This is a genomic window from Sphingopyxis sp. GC21, from assembly GCF_025727575.1.
In the GTDB taxonomy this organism is placed as follows: domain Bacteria; phylum Pseudomonadota; class Alphaproteobacteria; order Sphingomonadales; family Sphingomonadaceae; genus Sphingopyxis; species Sphingopyxis terrae_A.
The window spans coordinates 590,905-613,265 of the sequence record NZ_CP095845.1; the positions used below are offsets into that span (position 1 = coordinate 590,905).

Here is a 22,361-nt window from a genome sequence, read left to right on the forward strand (position 1 = left end):
CGCTGCTTTCGCGCGCTGGCAAAGGGGCGCAGTTTATTCCGCCAGAAAGGCCCGATTTCCAATGTCCGAGATGATCCGCGTCACCCTTCCCGACGGCTCTGCCCGAGAAGTCGCACGCGGCACTACTCCGGCGCAGATCGCGGCAGACATCGGCCCCGGCCTCGCCAAGGCGGCACTTGCCGCAAAGATCGACGGCGAACTGCGCGACATCATGCGGCCGCTGGAGGAAGACACCAACCTTGCGCTGGTCACGAGCCGCGACGAGGCCGATGCGCTCGAACTCGTGCGCCACGACTATGCGCATGTGCTGGCGGAGGCAGTGCAGACTCTGTTTCCCGGCACGCAGATCACCTTCGGTCCCTCGACGAACGACGGTTTCTATTATGATTTCGCGCCGACCGCCGACCGCGGCCCGTTTCGCGACGACGAACTGCCGCTGATCGAGGAGGAGATGCGCCGTATCATCGCCGCCGACCTTCCGCTGACGCGCGAGGTGTGGGAGCGCGACAAGCTGATCGCCAAATGGCAGGCCGAGGGTGAGACGTTCAAGGCCGAATGGGCCGCCGAACTGCCCGAGGGTGAGGAACTGACCGTCTATCGCTCGGGAGACGGCTGGATGGACATGTGCCGCGGGCCCCACTTGGCCTCGACCGGCAAGCTCGACCCCGCCGCCTTTAAGCTGACGCGCGTCTCGGGCGCTTATTGGCGCGGCGACCAGAAGAATGCGCAGCTTTCGCGTATCTATGGTACCGGCTGGCTCAACAAGAAGCAGCTCGCCGAGCATCTCGTCCGGCTGGAGGAAGCCGCGAAACGCGACCATCGCAAGATCGGCCGCGAGATGGACCTCTTCCACCTCCAGGAAGAAGCGCACGGCAGCGTCTTCTGGCACCCCAAGGGCTATCGCATCTACCGCGAGCTTGAGGCCTATATGCGCCGGGCGATCGACGGCTCGGGCTATCAGGAGGTCAAGACGCCGCAGGTGATGGACGCGCGCCAGTGGGAACAGTCGGGCCACTGGGGCAAGTATCGCGAGAATATGTTCGTCATCCCCGACGAGGTGCCGAATATCGAGGACGACGGCCCGCTCGTCTCCGACGATGCCGAGTGGATGGCGCTCAAGCCGATGAACTGCCCCGCGCACGTGCTGATCTTCCGCCAGGGGATCAAGTCGTACCGCGACCTGCCGCTGCGCATGGCCGAAATGGGCTGCTGCCACCGCAACGAACCGCATGGTGCGCTGCACGGCATCATGCGTGTCCGCCAATTCACGCAGGACGACGGCCATATTTTCTGCCGCGAGGATCAGATCGTCGAGGAAGTGCGCGCCTTCTGCGAACTGCTCGACCGCGTCTACAAGCAGCTCGGCTTCGAGAAATATGCCGTGAAGCTCGCGCTGCGGCCCGAGATGCGCTTCGGCACCGACGCGATGTGGGACAAGGCCGAGCAGGAACTGCGTGAGGCGGTCGCGCGCGCGGGCATGGCGAACGACGATTATGGCTGGGAAGAATTGCCGGGCGAGGGCGCCTTCTATGCTCCCAAGCTCGAATTCCACCTGACCGACGCGATCGGCCGGACGTGGCAGTGCGGCACGATCCAGTCCGACCGCGTGATGCCCGAACGCCTCGATGCGTCCTACGTCGGCGAAGATGGCGAGCGCCATCGCCCGGTGATGCTCCACCGCGCGATCCTCGGCACCTATGAACGCTTCATCGGCATATTGATCGAGCATTTCGCGGGCCGCTTCCCGACATGGCTCGCGCCGGTGCAGGCGGTCGTCGCGACGATCGTGTCCGATGCCGACGATTATGCGAAGGACGCCGCGGCGCAGCTCGAGGCGGCGGGCATCCGCGTCGAAACCGACCTGCGCAACGAAAAGATCAACTACAAGGTGCGCGAACACAGCCTTCAGAAGGTTCCCTATCTGCTTGTCGTCGGCAAGCGCGAGGCCGACGAAGGCACCGTCGCGATCCGCACCCTCGGCCAGGATGGCCAGCGCATCCTGCCGCTCGCCGAAGCGATCGCGATGCTGAAGGGCGAAGCGACCCCGCCGGACCTGCGCCCCGCTTGACCGGCATCAAGGCTCTCGTCGGCCTGGCGCCGCTCACCTTTGCGGGCGCTGCGGCGATGACGTTCGGCGCGGCCTATGTGCGCGGGCTGACCGGCTTCGGCATGGCGATCATCCTCGTGCCGCTGCTCGGGATGATCGTGCCGCCGGGGCAGGCGGTCGTCGTAGCGATCATCCTGCAATTGCTGATCGGTCCGGTCGGGCTGCGCGTCATCCTGGCCGATGCCGACCGCCATACGGCGGTGCCGATCGGGCTGATCGCGATGGCGACGACGCCGCTCGGCATGCTCGCGCTGAAAGCGATCACCCCCGATGTCGCGCGCCTGATGATCACGCTCGTCGCGGTCGGCGCCTTCCTGGCGATCCTGATGCCCAAACAGCCCGAGGGACATCGGCCCGGCCGCGTCGCCATCGGCGGGACGGGGATTGCGTCGGGCTTGCTCACCGGCTTCGCCGCGATGCCGGGACCCCCGGTGGTGCCCTTTTACCTGCGCCGCCGGCTCGATCCGCGGACCGCGCGCGCGTCGATGATGCTGATCTTTTTCGCCACCGCCATCGCAGGGACGCTCGCGGCGCTGTGGACCGGGCTCGCGACGCACCGCTTGTTCATCCTCGCGCTGCTGCTGTTCGTGCCGATGTGGCTCGGCAATCATCTCGGCGGCCGCCACTTCGGCCGCGTTCCGGCGCATCTGTGGCAGGCGATGGTTGCGGTCGTGCTCGGCCTCTCGGCGATTTCGGCGGTGGTGCGGATATTGAACTAGAGGCTGCGCAGCGCCTGCGCGGGTTTCGCCGACAGCAAGGGCCAGCTTCCGGCGATGCCGATCAGGAAGGCGAGGCCCGCACCGCCGACCAGCGTCGCGCCGACGACCAGAGGATCGGGGGCGAAGCGGAAGTCGAACAGTTCGACCACCACATAATGCGCCGCAACGAGCCCGAGGCCGAGCGCGAGCAGCGCGAGGATCGCGGCGAGCAGCGCATATTCCAGCCCCTGCGCCCCCAGAATCTGGCCGCGCGTCGCGCCGAGCAGTTTCAGGATCACGCTGTCATAGACGCGTCGCTCGCGGCTTGCGGCAATCGCGCCGATCAGCACGGCGATGCCGGCCAGGATCGCAATGCTCGCCGCCGCAGCGATCGCCTGGCTCATCTGCGTCAGCAGGCTCGTCACCTGACTCACCACGTCGCGCACCTGAATCAGCGAGGCCGAGGGGAAGGCGCGGGGGATGCTGCGCGCCAGCGCGGTTTCGGCCTGCGGCCCGACGGCGACGGTCGCCACCATGTTATGCGGCGCCGCGTCGAAGGTGCCGGGCGAAAAGACGAGCGCATAGTTGAGCCCGAAATTGTCCCATTCGACGGAGCGGAAAGAGGCGACGTGCGCCTGAACCTCGACCCCCAGCACGTTGACCGACAGCGTGTCGCCGATCTTCAGTGCCAGCGATTTGGCGACATCGGCCTCGACGCTGACCAACGGCGGGCCCTTGTAATCGGGCGCCCACCACTGGCCCTGGGTCAGGCTGCTGCCCTTGGGCAGCACGGGGCTGTAGGTCAGGCCGCGGTCGCCGCGCAGCACCCACGCGCCTTCGGGCAGTTCGGCGAGCTCGTCGACGCGCTTGCCGGCAAATTCGGTGACGCTGCCGCGCAGCGCGGGGATCATGTTGATCGCCGCCTTGCCGTCGGTGCCCGTCACCAGCGCGCGGAACGCCGCCGCCCGGTCGCGCGGAATGTCGAGCACGAAAAAGCTCGGCGCGCGTTCGGGTACGGTGCGCGCGATTTCGGCGGTGATGCTTGTCTGGATCGCGGCGAGGGTAACGAACAGCGTCAGCCCCAGGCCGAGCGCGACGACCAGCGCGCCGGTTGCGGCGCCGGGACGATGCAGATTGGCGAGCGCAAGGCGCAGCAGCGGTCGCTTCGGGCGCGGCAGCCGGCTCGCGAAGCGGCGCACCAGCCAGCCGAGCGCGACAAGGATCAGGAGCAGCAGCACCGCCGCCCCGATAAAGCCCAGCGCAAACAGCGGTTCGCGCGCCGTCCCGACCGCGAGGGCGACGATGGCGGCGAAGGCGAGGGCAACGGCGGCCAGCACGCGCTTTTCGATCCGGCCCGCGCCGTCGACCGTCGCGCGGTAGAGGCCCGCGGCCGGAATATGGCGCGTCGCGGCGAGCGGTGGCAACGCAAAGGCAATCGCGATGAGCAGGCCGTAGGCGGCGCTGACCGCGAGCGGGAGCGGATAGACGGCCAGCCCCGGCTTGACCGGCAGGACGTCGCCCGCAATCGCGCCGATCGCCGCGGGGGCCAAGGCGCCCGCGATCAACCCTGCGGCAATCGCGGCGGCGGCCACCGCCAATATCTGCAAGCCATAGATGCGCAGCACCGCCGCGCTGTCGGCCCCGAGCACCTTCAATGTCGCAAGCCCGGGGCGCTTGCCCGCAAGATAGCTGGCGACCCCGTTGCCGACCCCGATCCCGGCGATCACCAGCGCGGCGAGGCCGACGAGTGACAGGAACTGCCCCATGCGTTCGATAAAGCGCCGCGTGCCCGGCGCGCCGTTGCTACGGTCGGTCACTTCCCAGCCTGCGTCGGGGAAGGCCGCGCTCAGCCGCTTGCCCACGGCCACCGGATCGGCACTGGCGGGCAGGCGGACGCGATATTTGCTTTCGTAGAGGCTGCCGGGCTGGATCAACTGCGTTGCGGCAAGGTCGCCGAGGCCGATGATTGCCACCGGGCCCAGCGTAAAGCCTTCGCCTAGCCGGTCGGGCTCGTCGGCGATGATGCCGTCGATGCGGAAGGATTTGTCGCCGAAGTTCACCGCGCCGCCGACCGCCAGGTCAAGCCGCGACGCGAGATCCTTGCCGATCCAGATCGCCCCCGGCGGCGGCGGGCCGCGGCGCGCGCCGCTTTCGAGCCGCATCGTACCGTAAAGCGGATAGGCAGCATCGACCGCCTTGAGTTCGGAGAGCAGCGCGCCGCCGCCCGGTGCGTTCGCCATCGCGCGCATCCGCACCGTCGCCGATGTCGCGCCCGCACCGCGCAGCCCCGCGAGCTCGGCCTCGCTCGCCTGCCGCTGCGGCAGGCCGAACTGCAGGTCGCCGCCCAGGATCGTCTGCCCCCGCGACGCCAGTTCGGCGGTGATGCCGCTCGTCAGGCTGCCGATGGCCGCGAGCGTCGCGACGCCGAGGAACAGGCACACTGCCAGCAGGCGCAGCCCGCGAATCCGTGCCGCCAGATCGCGCCGCGCGATACGCCACAGGGTGGTGAGCGGGATCATCAAATCCTCCCTGCCGCGTAGCGGTGGGGAGGGGGACCATCGGCGCTCATGCAGCTCGTTCCTCGATCCGCCCGTCATGCATCACGACGACGCGGTCGCAATGGTCTGCCAGTTCGGGGTCGTGGGTGATGATCAGCAGCGTCGCGCCGAGCGCCGCGCGCCGCGCGAAGATCAATTCGATGATCGCATGTCCGGTCGCGGTGTCGAGGTTGCCGGTGGGTTCGTCGGCGAAGATGATCTGCGGCTCGCTCGCCATCGCGCGGGCGATCGCGACGCGCTGTTGCTCGCCGCCCGAAAGCTGCGCGGGATAATGGGTCAGGCGGTGGCCCAGGCCGACCGCCTCCAGCTCGCGCGCGGCGCGCCCGAACGGGTCGTCGATCCCCGCCAGTTCCAGCGGCACGGCGACATTTTCGAGCGCGGTCATCGTCGGCAGCAGGTGAAAGGCTTGCAGGACGATACCGATCCGCCCGCGCCGCGCGCGTGCCAGCGCATCCTCGTCCATCGTTGCAAAATCGAGCCCCGCGACCATGACCGTTCCGCCGCGGGCGCGTTCCAGTCCGGCGAGCACCGCCATCAGCGAACTCTTGCCCGATCCCGACGGACCGAGCAGCGCGACCGAGGTGCCGGCCGCAACTTCCAGGTCGACGCCGCGCAAAATTTCGACGGGGGCCTTGTCGCTCCCCAGCGTCAGCGTCACATTATGGGCGGCAATCGCCATCGTCGGCGCGACGGGCGGTCGGGGGCTGTCGGTCAAGAAAGGACCCTTTGGAAATGAGAACGGCCGGATGGCGCTCTTTCGCCCTATATGGTTTTGCAATCGCCCTTTGCCAACCGCTTGCCGGGTGCGGCTCTGCGGAGGCGCCCGCGACGCCCGTAGCGGGCAAGGAAATTCCGGCAAAGGCGGCGCCCGTGCTTCCCGCCGACGCGCCGCTCGTCATCGCCTTCGGCGACAGCCTCTACGCCGGTTACCAGCTTGACCCCAAGGAAGGCCTCGCGCCGCAGCTTCAGGCGGCGCTTGCGGCGGACGGCCGCATGGTGCGCGTCCAGAACGCCGGGGTATCGGGCGATACCACCGCGGCGGGGCGGCAGCGGCTGTCCTATGTTCTCGACAATGCGAAGGTGAAGCCCGCGCTCGTGCTGCTCGGCCTCGGCGGCAACGACATGCTGCGCGGCATCGGCCCCGACCAGACGCGCGCCAATCTCGACGCGATGCTTGCCGAGCTCAAGCGGCGCGGCATCCCCGTCCTGATGACCGGGATGATGGCGGCGCCCAATCTGGGCAGCGATTATGCGAGCAAGTTCAATCCGATATTTCCCGAACTTGCCGACAAATATGGCGCGAGCCTCTATCCCTTCATCCTCGACAATGTCGTCACCGACAAATCGCTGATGCTCGGCGACAATATGCATCCCAATGCCAAGGGCGTGAAAATCATCGCCGCATCGCTGGCGCCGCTCGTCGAACAGGCGCTGCCGACGCCGCGCTAACCCAGCAGCTTGTCGGCGCGGGCGCGCCAGTTGGCGGCGAGCAGGTCCATCGCGGCGAGCGCGCGCAGCGCCGCCGGTTCGCGCTTGCCCGCCCCGCCGATCAGCAGGTGAAAGACGCGCTCGACGCTCCAGTCGGGCAGCGGACGCTCCATCAGCTCCAACGCGTCGCCTGCGCCCACCGCGCCATCCTCGATGACACGGTAATACCAGCCGCCGCGGCGAGAGGTGACGACGGTGGCGGGCAGCGTCGCGATGCCGAACCGGTGGCCGAGCTTCCAGCACGGCTGGCGGCCCTGGCTGATCTCGACCAGCGCGCTGCCGAGGCGATAGCGGTCGCCGATGCACGCCGCGCTCTCGGTCAGGCCCGATGTCGAGATATTCTCGCCGAACGCGCCGGCGTCCTGCAACAGCGCATGGTCGCCGATCGTCTCGGCCCACCAGTCATAATGATCGCGCGGATAATGGTGGATCGCCTTGTCGGGGCCGCCGTGGACCGAAAGGTCGGCCTGCTCGTCGCCCGCGATGCCCAGTGCGCCGACCGCGCGCCGTCCCTCGACCGCGCGCTTGTCGATCGCGCTCGGCTCGCCTTTCGCGCCGAAGCGGCGGGCCTTGCCGGTCAACAGGGCGTCGATCGTGTAGCGCATCGCCCTGCTGTGGCGGCTTCCCGCGCAAAAGAAAAGGGGCGACCCTGCGGGGCCGCCCCTTTCCGTTCGTCTCGCTGACCGAAGGATCAGAAAGCGAAGCCGACGCCGACCGCGAAGGCGTCGGTGTCGTCGAAGTTGTTGATGAACTGGTGGCGATATTCGACCTTGCCATAGACGTTCTGGGTCAGCTTGTGCTGATAACCGGCGCCAACATAGGGATCGTCGATCTGGCCGAAGGTGTAGCCGCCGGTCGCGTAGAGCTTGCCGTTCGTGCCGAGGTTGGCGCCCAGGCGCGCACCCGACGAGAACTGGACCTTGGCGCCGTCGATCAGCACCTTGTCGCCCGCGATTTCGACGCCGGCAAAAGCCTTGTCGCCCAGGTTGTAATCATAGCCGCCCGCAACGCCCAGGGTGGCGTCGTCCAGGCCGCTGCCGGTGATGTACCCGCCGCGCACTTCGACATGACCTTCGCCGTTCTGGGCGAGGGCAGGCGTGGCAACGACAGCCGAGAGGAGAGCGGCAGCAACTGCGAACTTCTTCATTGTCTTTTCCTTTTCTTTGACAGGGGGCGCCCTTTGGGTCGCGTCCCGTGTGCAAAGATGGCGTTCGCACCTGTCGTTTCAATGAACGCATCGTTCAGAAAATGACAATTTTATTACCTGTGTTGTTTTTGCAACACAGCATAGCTATGCAAGCCAGCCTCAGCCCAGCGCGGCCTGCTTCTCTTCGGCGATCCGGTCGAGTTCGGCGCGTGACGGTTTGGTCGCCGCGCTCTTGAGCTGGCCGCACGCCGCCATGATGTCGCGCCCGCGCGGGGTGCGAATCGGCGCCGAAATTCCGCTTTCGAAGATGATGTTGCTGAACGCGCGCACCCGCTCGGGCGACGAACATTCATAGATCGCGCCGGGCCAGGGGTTGAACGGGATCAGGTTGACCTTCGCCGGCAGCTTGTACTGCTTGATCAGCCGCACCAGCTCGCGCGCGTCGGCGTCGCTGTCATTCTTGTCCTTCAGCATCACATATTCGAAGGTGATGCGCCGCGCATTGTTCGCGCCGGGGTAAGCGGCGCAGGCGGCGAGCAGTTCCTCGATGCCGTATTTGCGGTTGAGCGGCACGATCTCGTCGCGGATTTCCTTGTTCACCGCGTGGAGCGAGACGGCGAGGTTGACGCCGATCTCCTCGCCCGCGCGCGCCATCATCGGCACCACGCCGCTCGTCGACAGGGTGATGCGCCGCTTCGACAGCGCCAGCCCGTCGCCGTCCATCACGATCTTCAGCGCGCCCTTGACCTCGTCGAAATTATAGAGCGGTTCGCCCATCCCCATCATCACGATATTGGTCAGCATACGGCCGTCCGCGGTATAATGGCCCGCGTCGTCATCCTCGTCGTCGATGTCGGCGCTTGATGCCATCGTGCCCTTCGGCCATTCGCCCAGCGCATCGCGCGCGAGCAGAACCTGGCCGACGATCTCGCCGGCAGATAGGTTGCGGACGAGCCGCATCGTGCCGGTGTGACAGAAACGGCAGTTCAGGGTGCAGCCGACCTGGCTGGACACGCACAGCGTTCCCCGATCGGCGTCGGGAATGAACACCATTTCATATTCCTGGCCGTCCGCCGCCGCGAGCAGCCATTTGCGCGTGCCGTCGGTTGAAACCTGCGCGGTGACGACGGTCGGGCGGCCGACGATGAAGCGTTCGGTGAGCCAGGGGCGCATCGCCTTGGCGATGTCGGTCATCGCGTCGAATTCGGTGACGCCGCGATGATAGATCCAGTGCCAGATCTGCTTGGAGCGCAGCTTCGCCGCCTTGGCGTCGAGCCCCGCCTCCTCGAGCGCGGAACGGATGCCCTCGCGCGTCAGTCCGACAAGGTCGACGCGGTTGCCGCCGCGCAGGGGAACGGTGCCCGTCGTAACGGGATCGATGTGGCCGGGGATCTGCATGATGCGCGGCCCTATAGTCGCGATGCGCGCTTCGCGCAATTGTGCGCGTCAGCGCGGCCCTTCACGCACCGTGATAGGGGTCCATCGCATCTTCGAAATCTTCGAGCGTCCCGACATGCTCCAGCGGCGGTTCACCGGGGGCGGCGGGAAAGATCGCATCGATCCGACGGCGCAGCGTGTCGTCGAACGCGGCATGGTTCGAAATGCGCGCGTTGCTGCTGACCGTCAGCTCGGTGCGGATCGCGCCCTTGATGCGCTCCAGCCCCTCGGGGCTCAGCACCCCGCTGTTCAGCAATTCCTCGCAAAGCTGGATCAATCCGACCGTCGTCGCATGGGCGCGCAGCCCGATGAAATCCAGCGCCCGGTGCCGCTCGCGTGCGGCGGCATCGCATCTGCCAATGGCATTCATTGGCCCATCTCCTCATCCCACTAACCTCGCCGTCGGGCGCGCCTCTGTCGGGCGTCGTCCTTTCGGGCCGGTCGATCATGCGCGCCGGACGCCGCCTCGGCAAGAGCCGATGTGGCGTCCGGCGCATCATTTCGGGATGAGCGCGCTGGCGGCGATCAGAGGGTAGCCATCAGAGGGTGGCGAGGAACGCCAGCCGTTCGGCTACCGCGCCTTCGGCTTCGGCGTTCCGCAGCGGGAGGACATTGCGCACCAGAATCTCCGCCGGCGTCGGCGTTTCGGCGAACAGCGCCATGACCTCGTCGGCAAAGGCATCCAGCGGCATATAGGCGTCGCGCGTCGACTGGCCGGGGGTCAGTTCGGTCCGCACCGCGGGCGGCGCCAGTTCGATCACGTCGACGCGGCCGGCAAGCTGGACGCGCAGCGCCTGCGTATAGCTGTGCAGCGCCGCCTTGGTCGCCGAATAGGTCGGCGCCTTGGGCAGCGGAACAAAGGCCAGCCCGGAGGTTACGTTGACGATCGCGCCGTCGCCGCGCGCGACGAGATGGTCGATCAGCGCATCGGTCAGCCGGATCGGGCCGAGCAGGTTGGTGACGACCGTCGCTTCGGCGTCGCTCAGATCGCGCTCGCCGTCCAGCGCCTCGTACATCATCACCCCGGCATTGTTCACCAGGACGTTGAGATCGGGGAAGCGCTGCACGATATCGGCGGCAAAGGCGGCGATCGCGTCGGCGTCGGTCACGTCGAGCGGCGCCGCGTGCATATTAGCCCGGCCCGCGATCGCGGCGTCCAGCTTGGCGCTATTGCGTCCGGTCACGATCACCACATTGCCGGCATCGTGCCAACGCTGCGCGAGCGCCAGACCGATGCCCGATCCGCCACCGGTGACCAGGATGGTGTTGCCTGTCGTTTTCATCGATTGTCCTTCGTTTCGGGGTTGGGGAGGCGGCCAATTTATGCCAATACTCTCCAATGGAAAGTAGGCACCTGAAAGTGCTATACTTACGCGATGGAGAGAATTGGGATTTCCGCCATGTCCATGATGAAAAATTCCACCGCGGCCGCCTATCCCACGCCCGATCCGCGCGTCGAGATGCTGGTCAACGAGTTGATCGGCCGAGTCGCCGACAAATGGACGCTGCTCGTGCTCGAGGAATTGGAAGAGCATGGCACCTGCCGCTTCACGCGGCTCGCGCAGCTCGTGCCGGGGATCAGCCAGAAGATGCTGACCCAGACGCTGCGCGCAATGGAGCGCGACGGGCTCGTCCGCCGCACCGTCTATCCGGTGGTGCCGCCGAAGGTCGAATATGCGCTGACCGATCTCGGTCACAGCCTGGGTGAAGCCTTTTGCGGCGTGTGGCGCTGGGCCGAAGCCCATCTCGCCGCGGTCGAGGCGGCGCGCAGCGCCTTCGACGCCCGCACCTGACCGCGGCGGCGGCGCGCTGCGCGCTTATTTGGCACCTATTTGGCGAGCGTCACCTGGATCGGTTCGCCGCGAGTTGCGGCGCTGGCGATGACGCGGTCGGCGTCGGCTGATGCCTGCCGCATCGTGTCGCGGCGGCAATGGCGAACGTCATTCTTGCCTTCCAGGTCATAGTCGGGCGCGCTGCCGCACACGTTGACGACCGCGCGCCAGATGCGGCGTTCCAGCTTGTCGGCGCCGCGTTCGGTGCTGAGGTCGAGGTCCGAATGGACGACGGCGACGCTGCGCGGCGCGGGCGCCGGTTCGGCGTGGGCGGGCAGGGCGGGCGCGACCGCGGCGAGCGCGGCAAGGGTCAACATCATCTTCATCATATGTCTCCGTTGACCGGCGGGTTGGGGGAGGGGAGGAAGCCGGTAAGACCTAGATAGGCCTGCGCGCGCTGCCGCAGGAGCAGCGATGTTGCGCGATCGTTCTGCATAATTGCAGAATGAAGCGGGGGCGATTATTCCCCACAAGACGCCATGTTCGACTGGAACGACCTTAAATATTTCCTCGCGGTCGCCGAAAGCGGCAGCACGCTTGCGGCGGCGCAGGCGCTGCGCGTCAGCCAGACGACGGTGGCGCGCCGCATCGCCGCGCTGGAAGCGGCTACAGGCGTCACGCTATTTGAACGGCGCCAGGCTGGTTATGCGTTGACGCCGACGGGCGAGGCGATGCTGGCGAGTGCGCTTGCGGTCCGCGACTCTGCGGACCGGTTCGGCGAAGCCGTGGGTGCCCAGTCGCGCGACGCGGGCGGGACCGTCAGCCTGACGACGATGGAGATTATTGCGATCACCCTTCTGCCGCCCATCCTGCGCGACCTGCGTGCGGCGCATCCCGGCATCCATATCGACCTCGACACCGCCGACGAGCCGCGCGACCTTGCAAGCGGCGCCGCGGATATCGCGATCCGCAGCAGCAAGCAGCCGACGGGGGCGGGTCTCGTCGGACGCCGCGTCGCCGATAATCCGTGGACGGTCTATTGCAGCCGCGACTATGCCGGACGCCACGGCATTCCGCACAGCCGCGAGGAACTGGCGACGCATCCCTTCATCGGCGGCGGCGGCCATATCTGGGAGCCGTATCGGGCGTGGCTGAAGCAATACCGGCTCGAGGATTCGGTGGTCATGCGTTACGATACCGCATCGGGGTTGCTCGCTGGCGTGCGTTCGGGAATGGGGCTGACGATCCTGCCGGCCTTCCTCGCCGACCGCGAACCCGACCTCGTCCGCTGCATCCCGGCGCGGGAGGATGATACGACCGGCCTGTGGCTGCTCACCCACGAACGCCTGCGCCACGTCCCCCGCATCCGCGTCGTCCTCGATTTTCTGGCCGGGGCGCTGACGCGGCTTGCGCGCAGTTGACCCGGCGGCGGCGCGGACCGGAAATGCCTTTCCTACAATCGTCGGCTGTGGTTCAAACTGGCCGATGACTACCGGCACCCCTCCACAACATGAAACGCGAGTGAAGTTGCGCGGTTTTCCGCGATTTTTCGATCGCACAAAATCTTCCACCTTCGTCACCCAGGACTTGATCCCGGGTCAATTCGCGCCGCGTCGAAGAAGTCCACCACGGATCAGGTCCAGTGCGGCGCGCTACCGTGAATCGCGAATGAAGTTCGGCAGTTTTCTGCCATTTTCCAAAACGGCATCAGCGGATGCTCGCGCACCCCAGCGCTGCCGCGTCGATCGCCGTCGCGGCGCCGCGCAGGCGATAGGTATCGGCGATCGCGCCGCCGGTCGTCGACCGGCTCTCGACGCTCATGCTCGGTGCCGCGCGCATGGCGGCGATGATCGCGGCGTCCATGCGGGCATCGCTGGCCCAGCCGTGGACGCCATTGCCCGTCAGCACGAAGCGGCGGCTGCCGACCGTCAGCCGCAATTCGCTCTGCGGTGCGCGCGGCTTCGACACGCGGATATAGAATTGACCGCGGATGCGCGCCTTGGGCCAATATCCGATGCTGGCATACGCTTTTTCCTGCGCCCGCCCGATCATCGCGGCGGGGCTGGCGATCGCGTAGCAGCGGGGGGTTGCCGGATCGCGGAAGGCGCCCCAGCCATCGAAGATGCCGAGCGCGGTCGGTGCCGCCCAGGCGAACGCGGGCAGGCCGATGCACAGCAATAGAAGGAATAGCGCCCGCCGCATCGCGCTTCCGTTGCGCGAAAGCCGCCGCAATGCAAGCATGGCTTGCGCGGCGCGGTGCGCGCGTTAAGGAAGGAAGACATTTCCAGGGGCAGGGAATCGGGGCGTCGCTGCGTCCGCGGCGCCGGCTCCATCAGGGACTTCTCCCGCAGAACACAGGATGGCGGATAAGAATGAAAGCGACGATTGAACGCGCAGTGCTTCTGAAGAGCCTCGGCCACGTCCAGTCGGTGGTCGAACGGCGCAACACGATTCCGATCCTGTCGAACGTCCTGATCGAAGCCGATGCGAGCGGCCAGCTCAAGCTGATGGCGACCGACCTTGATCTGCAGGTCGTCGAGACCATCGCGGCAAAGGTCGAAACGCCGGGTACCACGACCGTCTCGGCGCACACCCTGTTCGAAATCGCGCGCAAGCTGCCCGAAGGCGCCGAGGTCAGCCTCGCCGCCGCCGAAGGCAAGATGCAGGTCAAGGCCGGCCGCTCGAACTTCAATCTGCCGACGCTGCCGCGCGACGATTTTCCGGTGATCGCCGAGGGCGATCTGCCGACCAGCTTCGAACTGCCGGTCGCCGAACTCATCCAGATCATCGACAAGACGCGCTTCGCCATCTCGACCGAGGAAACGCGCTATTATCTCAACGGCATCTTCCTGCACGTCGCCGAAGACTCGACGGGTCCGGTGCTCAAGGCCGCGGCGACCGACGGCCACCGTCTCGCGCGCTATACGGTAACGCGTCCCGAGGGCGCCGCGGGCATGCCCGACGTCATCGTGCCGCGTAAGTGCGTCGGCGAAATCCGCAAGCTGCTCGACGAAGCCGAAGGCAATGTCGAAATCAGCCTGTCGGCGTCGAAGATCCGCTTCCAGCTCGGCAATGCCGTGCTGACCTCGAAGCTGATCGACGGCACCTTCCCCGACTATAGCCGCGTTATTCCGACCGCGAACGACAAGCTCCTGAAGGTCGATCCCAAGAGCCTGTTCCAGGGCGTCGATCGCGTCTCGACCATCGCCAGCGAAAAGACGCGCGCGGTCAAGGTCGGGCTCGACAAGGATCGCATCACGCTCAGCGTTACCAGCCCGGAAAACGGTACCGCGGCCGAAGAACTTCCCGCCGGCTACGACGCCGACGCGATGGAGATCGGCTTCAACGCCCGCTATCTCAGTGATATCCTGGGCCAGGTCGACGGCGACACCGTCGAACTCCATCTCGCCGACGCGAACGCGCCGACGCTGATCCGCGAAAGCGAAAAAAGCCCGGCGCTCTACGTGCTGATGCCGATGCGGGTGTAGGTCCGCGTCCGCTTGATCTGGCGGATCAGCCCGCCTTCGCGACCCGCCAGATAATCCCGCCGGTATCGTCGGCGACCAGCGCGCTGCCGTCCTTGGCGACCTTGACATCGGCCGGGCGGCCGCGGGTCGTCTTGCCGTCCTTGGCGACAAACTGGTCGAGCAGGGTGACGGGCAGGGCGTCGAGCGGCTTGCCATTGTCGCCGAACTTGACGAACACGACGTCATATCCCGACACCGGATCGCGGTTCCACGACCCGTGCAGCGCGACCAGCGCGCCGTTTGCCCAGCGGTCGCCAAGGTCCAGACCGTTGGTGAAGGTCATGCCCAGCGGCGCGACATGGGCGCCCAGCGCATATTGCGGCCGCTTGACATATTGCCGCCGGTCCTCGGCTTCGGGGGCAACTCGCGGATCGGTGAAACCACCCCAATAATACCAGGGCCAGCCGAAGAAATCGCCCTCGTCGACGTCGGTCAGATAGTCGGGAACGAGGTCCGACCCCAGCATGTCGCGTTCGTTGACCACGGTCCACAGCGTGTTGCTGCCCGGATAGAAGGCCAGGCCGACGGGATTGCGGATACCGGCGGCATAGGTGCGCATATATTTATTCTCGGGCCGCACCTCCAGAATACGGGCGCGGCGAACCTCGTTGCCCATGCCCTTTTCACCGATGTTCGAATCGGCGCCGACGCCGATGTAGAGCCAGCCGTTGGGCGCCGCGACCAGGCTTTTCGTCCAGTGGCGGTTGGTGCCCTGGGCGGGCAGATCGACGATCTTGGTCGGCTTGCCGGCCATCGCGGTCGCGCCCTCGACAAACGGAAAGGCGAGCAGCGCGTCAGTGTCGGCGACGTAGAGCGTCTTGCCAACGAGCGCCATGCCGTAGGGCGAGTTCAGTCCGGTGATATAGGCGGTCTTTACCTCCGCCTTGCCGTCGCCATTGGTATCGCGGAGCAGGGTGATGCGATTGGCCGACGGGCCGCCCGCACCGGCCTTGCCCATCAGTGACTTCATCACCTTGCCTTCGACGCCGCTGTCCTTGCGCGGGGGGCTCTGCGCCTCGGCGACCAGCACGTCGCCATTGGGCAGCACGAGCATCGAACGCGGATGGTCGAGCCCTTCGGCAAAACGCGCGACGGTCAGCCCGTCCGCAGCCCGCGGCGCTTCGCCGGCCGGCCAGCCCGTGGCTTCGAGCACTTTCATCGTCGGAAATTGTTCGGGGCGCTGCGATGCCATTACCGGCACCCGGCCGCTGAGTTCGGCGGTCGAAAAGCGCGCAATGTCGGGACGTGACGCGACGTAAAAGGCGATCCCGCCCGCGACGATCAACACGACAAGGGCGATGGCGACATATTTCAGGATTTTGCGCATGCCCCCTGCTTACACGCGCAGTGCCGCGCGGCAAAGAGGCGAAAGGCGAAGGCTATGGTTAAGCGCCAAGCCGCTTGCATTAACCTTACCCGATTGTTCATCACGGTTGGGAACGGCGCGGTCAGGCGTGCGCGCTAGGGGAGTGTTTCGAGGCAACGGACGGGGACTCCATGCAGCTTCCAGCACCATTTCTTGCCGACCGCGGTGCGGTCGACGATGCGTATGCGCTGATGACCGAGCATGGCGAGGAAGCCGGCTTCGCGGCGGCCGCGCGCGCCGAACAATATCGGGTGCTCGGCAACCACGTCCATTTCGCGCGCTGGCGGCAGATCGAGCGGCTGATCACCTATCTGTCGATCGATGCCGCACTCGATACGGTGCACTGACGCCTAAAGCCGCAACCCCGCCGTTTCGGGCAGGCCCGCCATGATGTTGAGGTTCTGTACGCAAGCGCCGCTCGCGCCCTTGCCCAGATTGTCGAGCCGCGCGACGAGCCGCGCCTGGCTGCCGTCGGCATCGCCGAAGACGAACAATGCAATGCGATCGTCGCCTTGGTCCGATGCGCGCAGCAGCATTTCGCCGTCCGCGGGGGCGTCGCCCATCACGACGATCGGGCTTGCCGCATAAAAGTCGGCGAGCGCCGCGCGGAGTTCATCGACCGGCGCGGCGCCGGACATCGCGCCAAGCGGCAAAGGCACCTCGACCACCATGCCGCGATGCGCCGGCACGACAGCGGGGGAGAATAGCGGGGCGACCGTCAGCCCGCAGCGCGCCTGCATTTCGGGTACATGCTTGTGTCCCAGCGACAGCGCATAGCCGCGCCAGGCAATGTCGGGGTCGGCCTTGAAGCGCTCGATGAGGCTTTTACCGCCGCCCGAATAGCCGCTGACGGCGTGGCAGCTATAGGGCCAGTCGGCGGGGAGGAGGCCGTCGCGGACCAGCGGCGCGACGAGCGCGATGAAGCCGGTCGAATAGCAGCCGGGATTGCTGACGCGCATCGCTTCGGCCACCGTGCCATGGCCGACGACCTCCGGAAAGCCATAGACCCAGCCGGGCGTGACGCGGTGCGCGGTCGACGCGTCGATGACGCGCGTGCGGTCATTGTCGATCATCGCCACCGCTTCGCGCGCCGCATCGTCGGGCAGGCAGAGGATGACGAAATCGGCGGCGTTCAGAGCTTCGCGCCGCGCGCTCGCATCCTTGCGCCGCGCCTCGTCGAGCTGGAGCAGCGAAAATTCCTGGCGCCCGGCCAGCCGGTCGGCGATTTCAAGCCCGGTGGTGCCGGCGGCACCATCGATAAACACGCTCGTCATGGCTCAGCGCGGCCGCTTGCAGCCGGTGACGGCCGGCTCATGCCCCTTGGCGGCCGACCGCGCCACGACATCGGCGAGCGGCTCGGCTTTCACGCCCATCCAACGGCGGCTCGAGTGGATGATCGTGTCAGCGTCGGCCATGATCCCGACATGACCGGGGAAGAAGATGAGGTCGCCGCGCTGCAAATCGCCCTGGGCGACATCCTTGTCGGCACCGAGCGCAGCGAGTTGCAGATCGCTGTCGCGCGGAAGCTGCACCCCCGCCGCCGCCCAGGCGAGCTGGACGAGCCCAGAACAGTCGATGCCCCGCTTCGTGCGGCCGCCGAACAGATAGGGCGCCCCGATCATCGCTTCGGCGACCACCGCGGCATCGGCAACCTGGCTGTCTGCATCGACCAGAGCGCCTAGCGGTAGGTAGCCGTGCGCGGTCGCGAGCCACTCGCCGGCAATTTCGCCCATTACGAGCGCGCCCATCGGCAGCACCGCCGAACCGCCGCTCGCGGCATCGGGGGCGGAGTGGAAGATGGCCTCGGTCGCGGCGACGCGGTGCGTCGGCGCAATCGGCGCGCCGAGCGCATCGGCGGCGAGATAGCCGACATAATGATCGGCCAGACTATAACCCCAGGCCCAGCCCCCGGTCAGGTCGAGCAGCGCGAAACCCTCGCCATAGAGCAGTTCGCTCGTCTGTTCGGCATCGGGCGACGGCGTGCCGCGCAACACGGCGGCCGGCAGGACGCTGCTCATCATCATCGGCGCCGCATAATGCGGTGCGAAATACTTGCCGGCGACCGCGATGTCGGCAAGGTCGGGACGGATCGCGACGATGCGCGGATCATAGCTTTGCGAGGTGCCTGCGAGCCCGAAGCGGTCGCGGCCCGCGCCCGCAACGCCGGGGCGCCCCATCCGCACGCGATTGGTCGCTAGATTGTCACCACTGTCAGCGTTCACTGGCTATCCTGTTTTCCGGTCGATCCGCCCGCGGCGGACAATCGCGCGCCATTAGCGCAGCGCGCGGCGCTTTATCAAGGATGTTCAACCTTTGGCGCGCCGGTCGTAGCGCGCCTGCAACATCGCCCAGGCCGCGCGCAGCCCCAGCGCCGCGCCGCCCTTCGGCCGCCCGGGCTTCGCAGAAGGCCGCCACGCGAAGGTGTCGAAATGCGCCCAGGCGGCGCCGTCGGGCACGAAGCGCTTGAGAAACAAGGCCGCCGTGATCGAACCGGCAAACGACGAGGAACCGGCATTGCCAAGATCGGCGATATCGGTTTCGAGCAGATCGGCGTAGCCGTCCCACAGCGGCATGCGCCAGACGGGATCGTCGCGATCGATACCGCCGGCGAGCAGATCGTCGGCGAGCGCATCTTCATTGGCATAGAGCGCGGGCAGGTCGGGGCCGAGTGCGACCCGCGCCGCGCCGGTCAGCGTCGCAAAGTCGACAAGCAGTTCGGGCGCTTCCTCGCCCGCCTTGGTCAGCGCGTCGCCGAGGACAAGGCGGCCCTCCGCATCGGTGTTGCCGATTTCGACCGTCAGCCCCTTGCGGCTCTTCAGCACATCGCCCGGCCGGAAGGCATCGCCCGAGATGGCGTTTTCGGCCGCGGCAACCAGACAGTGAAGGCGCACCGGCAGGCCGCTTTCCATAATGAGCTGCGCCAGGGCGAGCGCATGCGCAGCGCCGCCCATATCCTTTTTCATCAACCGCATGCCCGATGCGGGTTTGATGTCGAGCCCGCCGCTGTCGAAGCTGATTCCCTTGCCTACCAGCGCAACGCGCGGGTGATCCGCCTTGCCCCAATGAATTTCGATCAGCCGCGGCGCATGATGCTTTGCTGCAGCGCGCCCGACCGCATGGATCATCGGATATCCCTGCTCGAGCGCTTCGCCCTTGGTTACGGTCAGCTTGCCGCCATGCGCTTTGGCGATCCGTTCGGCCACCTTTTCAAGCTCGGCGGGCCCCATGTCGGCACCGGGCGTGTTGACCAGATCGCGGACGAGCGCCGTTGCACGCATTTCGGCCACCATCGGCGCAATTGCGCCGACATCGGCGGTCAAAAGCACGCGCGGGCCGCTGCCTGCCTCTTCCTTGCTGCGATAGGCGTCGAAGCGATACTGACCGCTCATCCAGCCGAACAGCGCCTTGCCGGGCTGGCGTCCGTCGAGCCGGTAGCGCCCCTCGGGCAAGAGTGGCGCGATTTTGGCGAGACACCAGGCCGACAGATTGTCGACATTGGCGACCGCGGTGACGACCGACCAGCTTTCGGCGTCGTCGCCCGGAAGGATGGCGTGAGCATAGCCGTCAGGCTTGTAGCGCATGGCCGCAAGCGCGGCGCGTTCGCGCGCGCTGCGGCTCTTCAGCCAGTCGTCATAGCTCTTCTTGTCGACAAGGTGGATGGTGCGTGCATCCTGCCCCTTGTCGGGCTGGATCAGGTCGGAATAATCGGTCATGCAAATTCTGCTAGGCTTCCCCGGAAACTTTGTCGATTCCCCGCGTTGGAGCTGTCATGACAAGCAAAAGCCTTCCGATCGTCCTGATCGCCGCCGCCCTGTGTTCCGCCTGCTCGAAGGAGCCCGAACCGACCCCGGCCGAAAAGGTTGCGGCGGCGTCGGTTCCGGGCGCGCCGCCAGGCGCCGCCGACGATGTGGCGGCGAAGGCCGCGACCGCCTCGGACGTCAAGGAAAGCAGCGACCTCATCGAATTCGCCTACAGCTATCCGCGCGAAGCCGCCGCGATTCCGGACCTTGCGAAATGGCTCGACAACGACCGCGCGAGGAAGCGCGAGGCGCTGATCGCCGATGCGACGCGCGACCGCGACGCGGCGAAGAAGGAGGGTTTCCCCTATCACGCGCACAGCCATTTGCAGGCGTGGGAGCGGGTGACGAACACGCCGCGTTTCCTGAGCCTGTCGAGCGACATTTCAACCTATACCGGCGGCGCGCACGGCATGACGAGTTTCGACACGCTGATCTGGGACCGTAACCGCGCGATCCGGCTGAAGCCGCTCGACCTGTTTACCAGCGGCGAAGCGTTCGACGCCGCGATCCGCAAGCCGTTCTGCGATGCGATCGTGCGCGCCAAAGCCGCGCGCGGCATTGCGCCGTCGGACGATCCCGACGGCATCTTCGACAAATGTCCCGCCGCGTCGACGCAGACCGTGTGGCTGGGATCGTCGGACGGCAAATATCTCGACCGGCTGACGATCGGCATCGCGCCCTATGAGATCGGCCCCTATGCCGAGGGCAATTACAAGATCAACGTCCCCGTAACCGGCGCGCTGGTGAAGGTGGTGAAGCCCGAATATCAGCGCGATTTTCTGCCGCTGAACTGAAGCAGCCGGTCACGCGTTGGTCGGACGAGGGGGCAAGCAGGAGACATGTCATGCCAGCCAAGTCCGAGGCCCAGCAAAAGGCCGCCGGCGCCGCGCTGAGCGCGAAGCGCGGCGATACGCCGAAATCGGAGCTTCGGGGTGCATCGAAGGAGATGTACGATTCGATGAGCGAAAAGGAACTCGAAGACTTTGCGTCGGGATCGACCAAGGGGAAGCCGGATCACGTCGATTAGAAGGCGCTCAAGGTGGTTCTTGAAGCGGCCGATCGCGGCTTTGGGGTGATGGGGTGGACGCCCCCCGGCGGCATCGATGTGCCATAGTGGAGGTGTTATCACACCACTAGAGGAGGCGTCCGTGTTGGAAGTTAGCATAATCGGATTGGATATCGCGAAGAATGTTTTTCATGCGCACGGCGCGGATGCGAGCGGGCGAGCACTGTTCAGCCGCAAGATCGGCCGAGGGAAGTGCTGGAGTTCTTTGCTGGGCACCAGCGTTGTACGGTCGCGCTGGAAGCCTGTGGGGGCGCGCACCATTGGGGGGCGGGAGCTCACACGGTTGGGATACAAGGTGAAGCTGATCCCGCCGGCGTATGTGAAGCCGTTCGTGAAGCGGAACAAGAATGATGCGGCGGATGCGGAGGCGATCTGCGAGGCCGCCCAGCGCCCGAGCATGCGGTTCGTGGCGATCAAGAGCGAAGAGCAGCAGGCGTCAGGCCTGGTGTTCCGGACCCGTGACCTGCTGGTGCGGCAGCGCACCCAGCTGATCAATGCCATCCGAGGTCATCTTACCGAATATGGCTGGGTAGCGCCCAAGGGTCCCTCGCATGTCGCGATGCTCGGCGATCTGCTTGAGGACGAGATGGCCTCGTCGCTACCCGAGGCAGCCAGGGCGATGTTCCGCACGATGCTCGACCTGCTGGAGGAGCTCAACGAGAAGATCGGCGATCTCGACAAGGAGATTGCGCGGCGGGCTCGTGAGGATGCCGTCGCGAGGCGGCTGATGACGATCCCTGGGGTTGGACCGATTACGGCCACTGCATTGGCGGCTCTGGCACCGCCGGCAGAAAGCTTCACCAAGGGCCGGGACTTTGCGGCGTGGCTAGGGCTGGCGCCAAGGCAGATGTCGACGGGCGGCAAGCAGAAGTTGGGCTCGATATCCAAAATGGGCGAGCGCACGCTGCGGCGATTGCTCATCATCGGTTGCAGTGCGGTGGTCCTGCAGGCCAGCAAGCGAGGCGCGCCTCAAGGCTCATGGCTCGAGCAGATGATGGCGAGGAAGCCGCGTATGCTGGTCACGGTTGCCCTTGCCAACAAGACAGCGCGGATCATCTGGGCCGTGCTTGTAAAGGAAGAGGATTACAGAGCTCCGGTCGCAGCCGCGGCGTAAGCCAGGGCGGACCAGAGGTCGCCGGAAGGCGTAGTCGGTCGAAGGAGAGTATGGCACAACAGTCGGCGAGACGGGGCCGGAAGAACCAGGGCTTTCCACTGTGCCGCGAGCACGCTGTGGGTGATGTGGTTCCGGTCCGCGAACTCCCATACGGGCCCGCAGCCTCCGATGCTGCATTGCAAGGCCGGACAGATGGCCGCATCCGACTACGTGCACTACCTCCAAAAATCGCTTGCGTCTTTTGGGGCGTCCACAGATGGGAAGCGGACGCTGCCACTTCC

General features: G+C 66.4%; 23 protein-coding genes. 10 read left to right on the forward strand and 13 right to left on the reverse strand.

Going from position 1 to position 22,361, the window contains the following annotated elements; all coding sequences use genetic code 11:
• Positions 1–61: 61 nt before the first annotated feature.
• Positions 62–2,068, forward strand: a complete 2,007-nt coding sequence (gene thrS, locus MU856_RS02845) for a threonine--tRNA ligase (protein ID WP_086455919.1) — start codon at positions 62–64, stop codon at positions 2,066–2,068.
• The gene (locus MU856_RS02850) at positions 2,065–2,826 is read left to right on the forward strand and encodes a sulfite exporter TauE/SafE family protein (RefSeq protein ID WP_086455918.1); all 762 of its coding nucleotides are present in this window, start codon (positions 2,065–2,067) and stop codon (positions 2,824–2,826) included. The genes thrS and MU856_RS02850 overlap by 4 nt, the downstream gene beginning before the upstream one ends.
• Here MU856_RS02850 and MU856_RS02855 read toward each other — a convergent pair.
• Both MU856_RS02855 and MU856_RS02860 read right to left on the reverse strand, forming a co-directional pair.
• Positions 2,823–5,324 (reverse strand): ABC transporter permease, encoded by a 2,502-nt coding sequence (locus MU856_RS02855; protein WP_263588317.1) that lies wholly within the window; start codon positions 5,322–5,324, stop codon positions 2,823–2,825. The genes MU856_RS02850 and MU856_RS02855 overlap by 4 nt on opposite strands.
• Positions 5,325–5,370: 46 nt before the next feature.
• Complete coding sequence (locus MU856_RS02860; protein ID WP_263589011.1) at positions 5,371–6,042, reverse strand: ABC transporter ATP-binding protein; 672 nt, start codon at positions 6,040–6,042, stop codon at positions 5,371–5,373.
• Between the two features lie 53 nt (positions 6,043–6,095).
• On the opposite strand from MU856_RS02860, the gene MU856_RS02865 reads away from it, so the two are divergent.
• Entirely contained in the window at positions 6,096–6,812 is a 717-nt protein-coding gene (locus MU856_RS02865) for an arylesterase (protein WP_263588318.1), read from the forward strand.
• Here MU856_RS02865 and MU856_RS02870 read toward each other — a convergent pair.
• The 5 genes from MU856_RS02870 to MU856_RS02890 all read right to left on the reverse strand — a co-directional run bounded on the left by MU856_RS02870 (position 6,809) and on the right by MU856_RS02890 (position 10,718).
• Positions 6,809–7,456 carry an MOSC domain-containing protein gene (locus MU856_RS02870; protein WP_263588319.1) on the reverse strand — a complete coding sequence of 216 codons (648 nt, stop codon included), beginning with the start codon at positions 7,454–7,456 and terminating at the stop codon, positions 6,809–6,811. The genes MU856_RS02865 and MU856_RS02870 overlap by 4 nt on opposite strands.
• Positions 7,457–7,542: 86 nt before the next feature.
• Complete coding sequence (locus MU856_RS02875; protein ID WP_003047453.1) at positions 7,543–7,998, reverse strand: outer membrane protein; 456 nt, start codon at positions 7,996–7,998, stop codon at positions 7,543–7,545.
• A 159-nt stretch (positions 7,999–8,157) separates the two neighbouring features.
• On the reverse strand, positions 8,158–9,396 hold the full coding sequence (gene rlmN, locus MU856_RS02880; protein ID WP_003047451.1) for a 23S rRNA (adenine(2503)-C(2))-methyltransferase RlmN: 1,239 nt from the start codon (positions 9,394–9,396) through the stop codon (positions 8,158–8,160).
• Between the two features lie 61 nt (positions 9,397–9,457).
• Positions 9,458–9,805: a hypothetical protein gene (locus MU856_RS02885; protein WP_058813415.1), complete on the reverse strand. Its 348-nt coding sequence runs from the start codon at positions 9,803–9,805 to the stop codon at positions 9,458–9,460.
• 169 nt (positions 9,806–9,974) lie between these two features.
• Complete coding sequence (locus MU856_RS02890) at positions 9,975–10,718, reverse strand: SDR family oxidoreductase (protein WP_263588320.1); 744 nt, start codon at positions 10,716–10,718, stop codon at positions 9,975–9,977.
• Positions 10,719–10,841: 123 nt separating this feature from the next.
• On the opposite strand from MU856_RS02890, the gene MU856_RS02895 reads away from it, so the two are divergent.
• Positions 10,842–11,228 (forward strand): winged helix-turn-helix transcriptional regulator, encoded by a 387-nt coding sequence (locus MU856_RS02895; RefSeq protein WP_412072810.1) that lies wholly within the window; start codon positions 10,842–10,844, stop codon positions 11,226–11,228.
• A gap of 35 nt (positions 11,229–11,263) precedes the next feature.
• Here the strand turns inward: MU856_RS02895 and MU856_RS02900 are convergent, their stop codons facing one another.
• Entirely contained in the window at positions 11,264–11,596 is a 333-nt protein-coding gene (locus MU856_RS02900) for a UrcA family protein (protein ID WP_263588322.1), read from the reverse strand.
• Positions 11,597–11,746: 150 nt separating this feature from the next.
• Here MU856_RS02900 and MU856_RS02905 point away from each other — a divergent pair, with 150 nt between their 5' ends.
• Complete coding sequence (locus MU856_RS02905) at positions 11,747–12,628, forward strand: LysR family transcriptional regulator (RefSeq protein WP_263588323.1); 882 nt, start codon at positions 11,747–11,749, stop codon at positions 12,626–12,628.
• Between the two features lie 286 nt (positions 12,629–12,914).
• On the opposite strand, the gene MU856_RS02910 is transcribed toward MU856_RS02905, so the two are convergent.
• On the reverse strand, positions 12,915–13,409 hold the full coding sequence (locus tag MU856_RS02910; protein ID WP_263588324.1) for a hypothetical protein: 495 nt from the start codon (positions 13,407–13,409) through the stop codon (positions 12,915–12,917).
• Positions 13,410–13,579: 170 nt separating this feature from the next.
• Between MU856_RS02910 and dnaN the strand changes: the two genes are divergently transcribed.
• Positions 13,580–14,695, forward strand: coding sequence for a DNA polymerase III subunit beta (dnaN, locus tag MU856_RS02915; protein WP_058813473.1), 1,116 nt, complete (start codon positions 13,580–13,582; stop codon positions 14,693–14,695).
• A gap of 25 nt (positions 14,696–14,720) precedes the next feature.
• On the opposite strand, the gene MU856_RS02920 is transcribed toward dnaN, so the two are convergent.
• Positions 14,721–16,061, reverse strand: a complete 1,341-nt coding sequence (locus tag MU856_RS02920; RefSeq protein WP_263588325.1) for a PQQ-dependent sugar dehydrogenase — start codon at positions 16,059–16,061, stop codon at positions 14,721–14,723.
• 170 nt (positions 16,062–16,231) lie between these two features.
• Between MU856_RS02920 and MU856_RS02925 the strand changes: the two genes are divergently transcribed.
• Positions 16,232–16,447, forward strand: coding sequence for a hypothetical protein (locus tag MU856_RS02925; protein ID WP_003047427.1), 216 nt, complete (start codon positions 16,232–16,234; stop codon positions 16,445–16,447).
• Positions 16,448–16,450: 3 nt separating this feature from the next.
• Here the strand turns inward: MU856_RS02925 and argC are convergent, their stop codons facing one another.
• From argC to MU856_RS02940, 3 genes are all read right to left on the reverse strand, one after another.
• Positions 16,451–17,374, reverse strand: a complete 924-nt coding sequence (gene argC, locus MU856_RS02930; protein WP_003047424.1) for an N-acetyl-gamma-glutamyl-phosphate reductase — start codon at positions 17,372–17,374, stop codon at positions 16,451–16,453.
• 3 nt (positions 17,375–17,377) lie between these two features.
• Positions 17,378–18,322, reverse strand: coding sequence for a C40 family peptidase (locus MU856_RS02935; RefSeq protein WP_263588326.1), 945 nt, complete (start codon positions 18,320–18,322; stop codon positions 17,378–17,380).
• Positions 18,323–18,406: 84 nt separating this feature from the next.
• Positions 18,407–19,813, reverse strand: a complete 1,407-nt coding sequence (locus tag MU856_RS02940; RefSeq protein ID WP_263588327.1) for a leucyl aminopeptidase family protein — start codon at positions 19,811–19,813, stop codon at positions 18,407–18,409.
• A gap of 56 nt (positions 19,814–19,869) precedes the next feature.
• On the opposite strand from MU856_RS02940, the gene MU856_RS02945 reads away from it, so the two are divergent.
• The 3 genes from MU856_RS02945 (at position 19,870) to MU856_RS02955 (ending at position 22,080) form a co-directional block, all read left to right on the forward strand.
• Positions 19,870–20,694: a DUF3298 and DUF4163 domain-containing protein gene (locus tag MU856_RS02945; RefSeq protein WP_263588328.1), complete on the forward strand. Its 825-nt coding sequence runs from the start codon at positions 19,870–19,872 to the stop codon at positions 20,692–20,694.
• A 50-nt stretch (positions 20,695–20,744) separates the two neighbouring features.
• A complete protein-coding gene (locus tag MU856_RS02950) occupies positions 20,745–20,927 on the forward strand; it encodes a DUF3008 family protein (RefSeq protein ID WP_263588329.1) in 183 nt (60 codons plus the stop codon).
• Between the two features lie 145 nt (positions 20,928–21,072).
• Positions 21,073–22,080, forward strand: coding sequence for an IS110 family transposase (locus MU856_RS02955; RefSeq protein ID WP_263588330.1), 1,008 nt, complete (start codon positions 21,073–21,075; stop codon positions 22,078–22,080).
• The last annotated feature ends 281 nt before the right edge of the window (positions 22,081–22,361 follow it).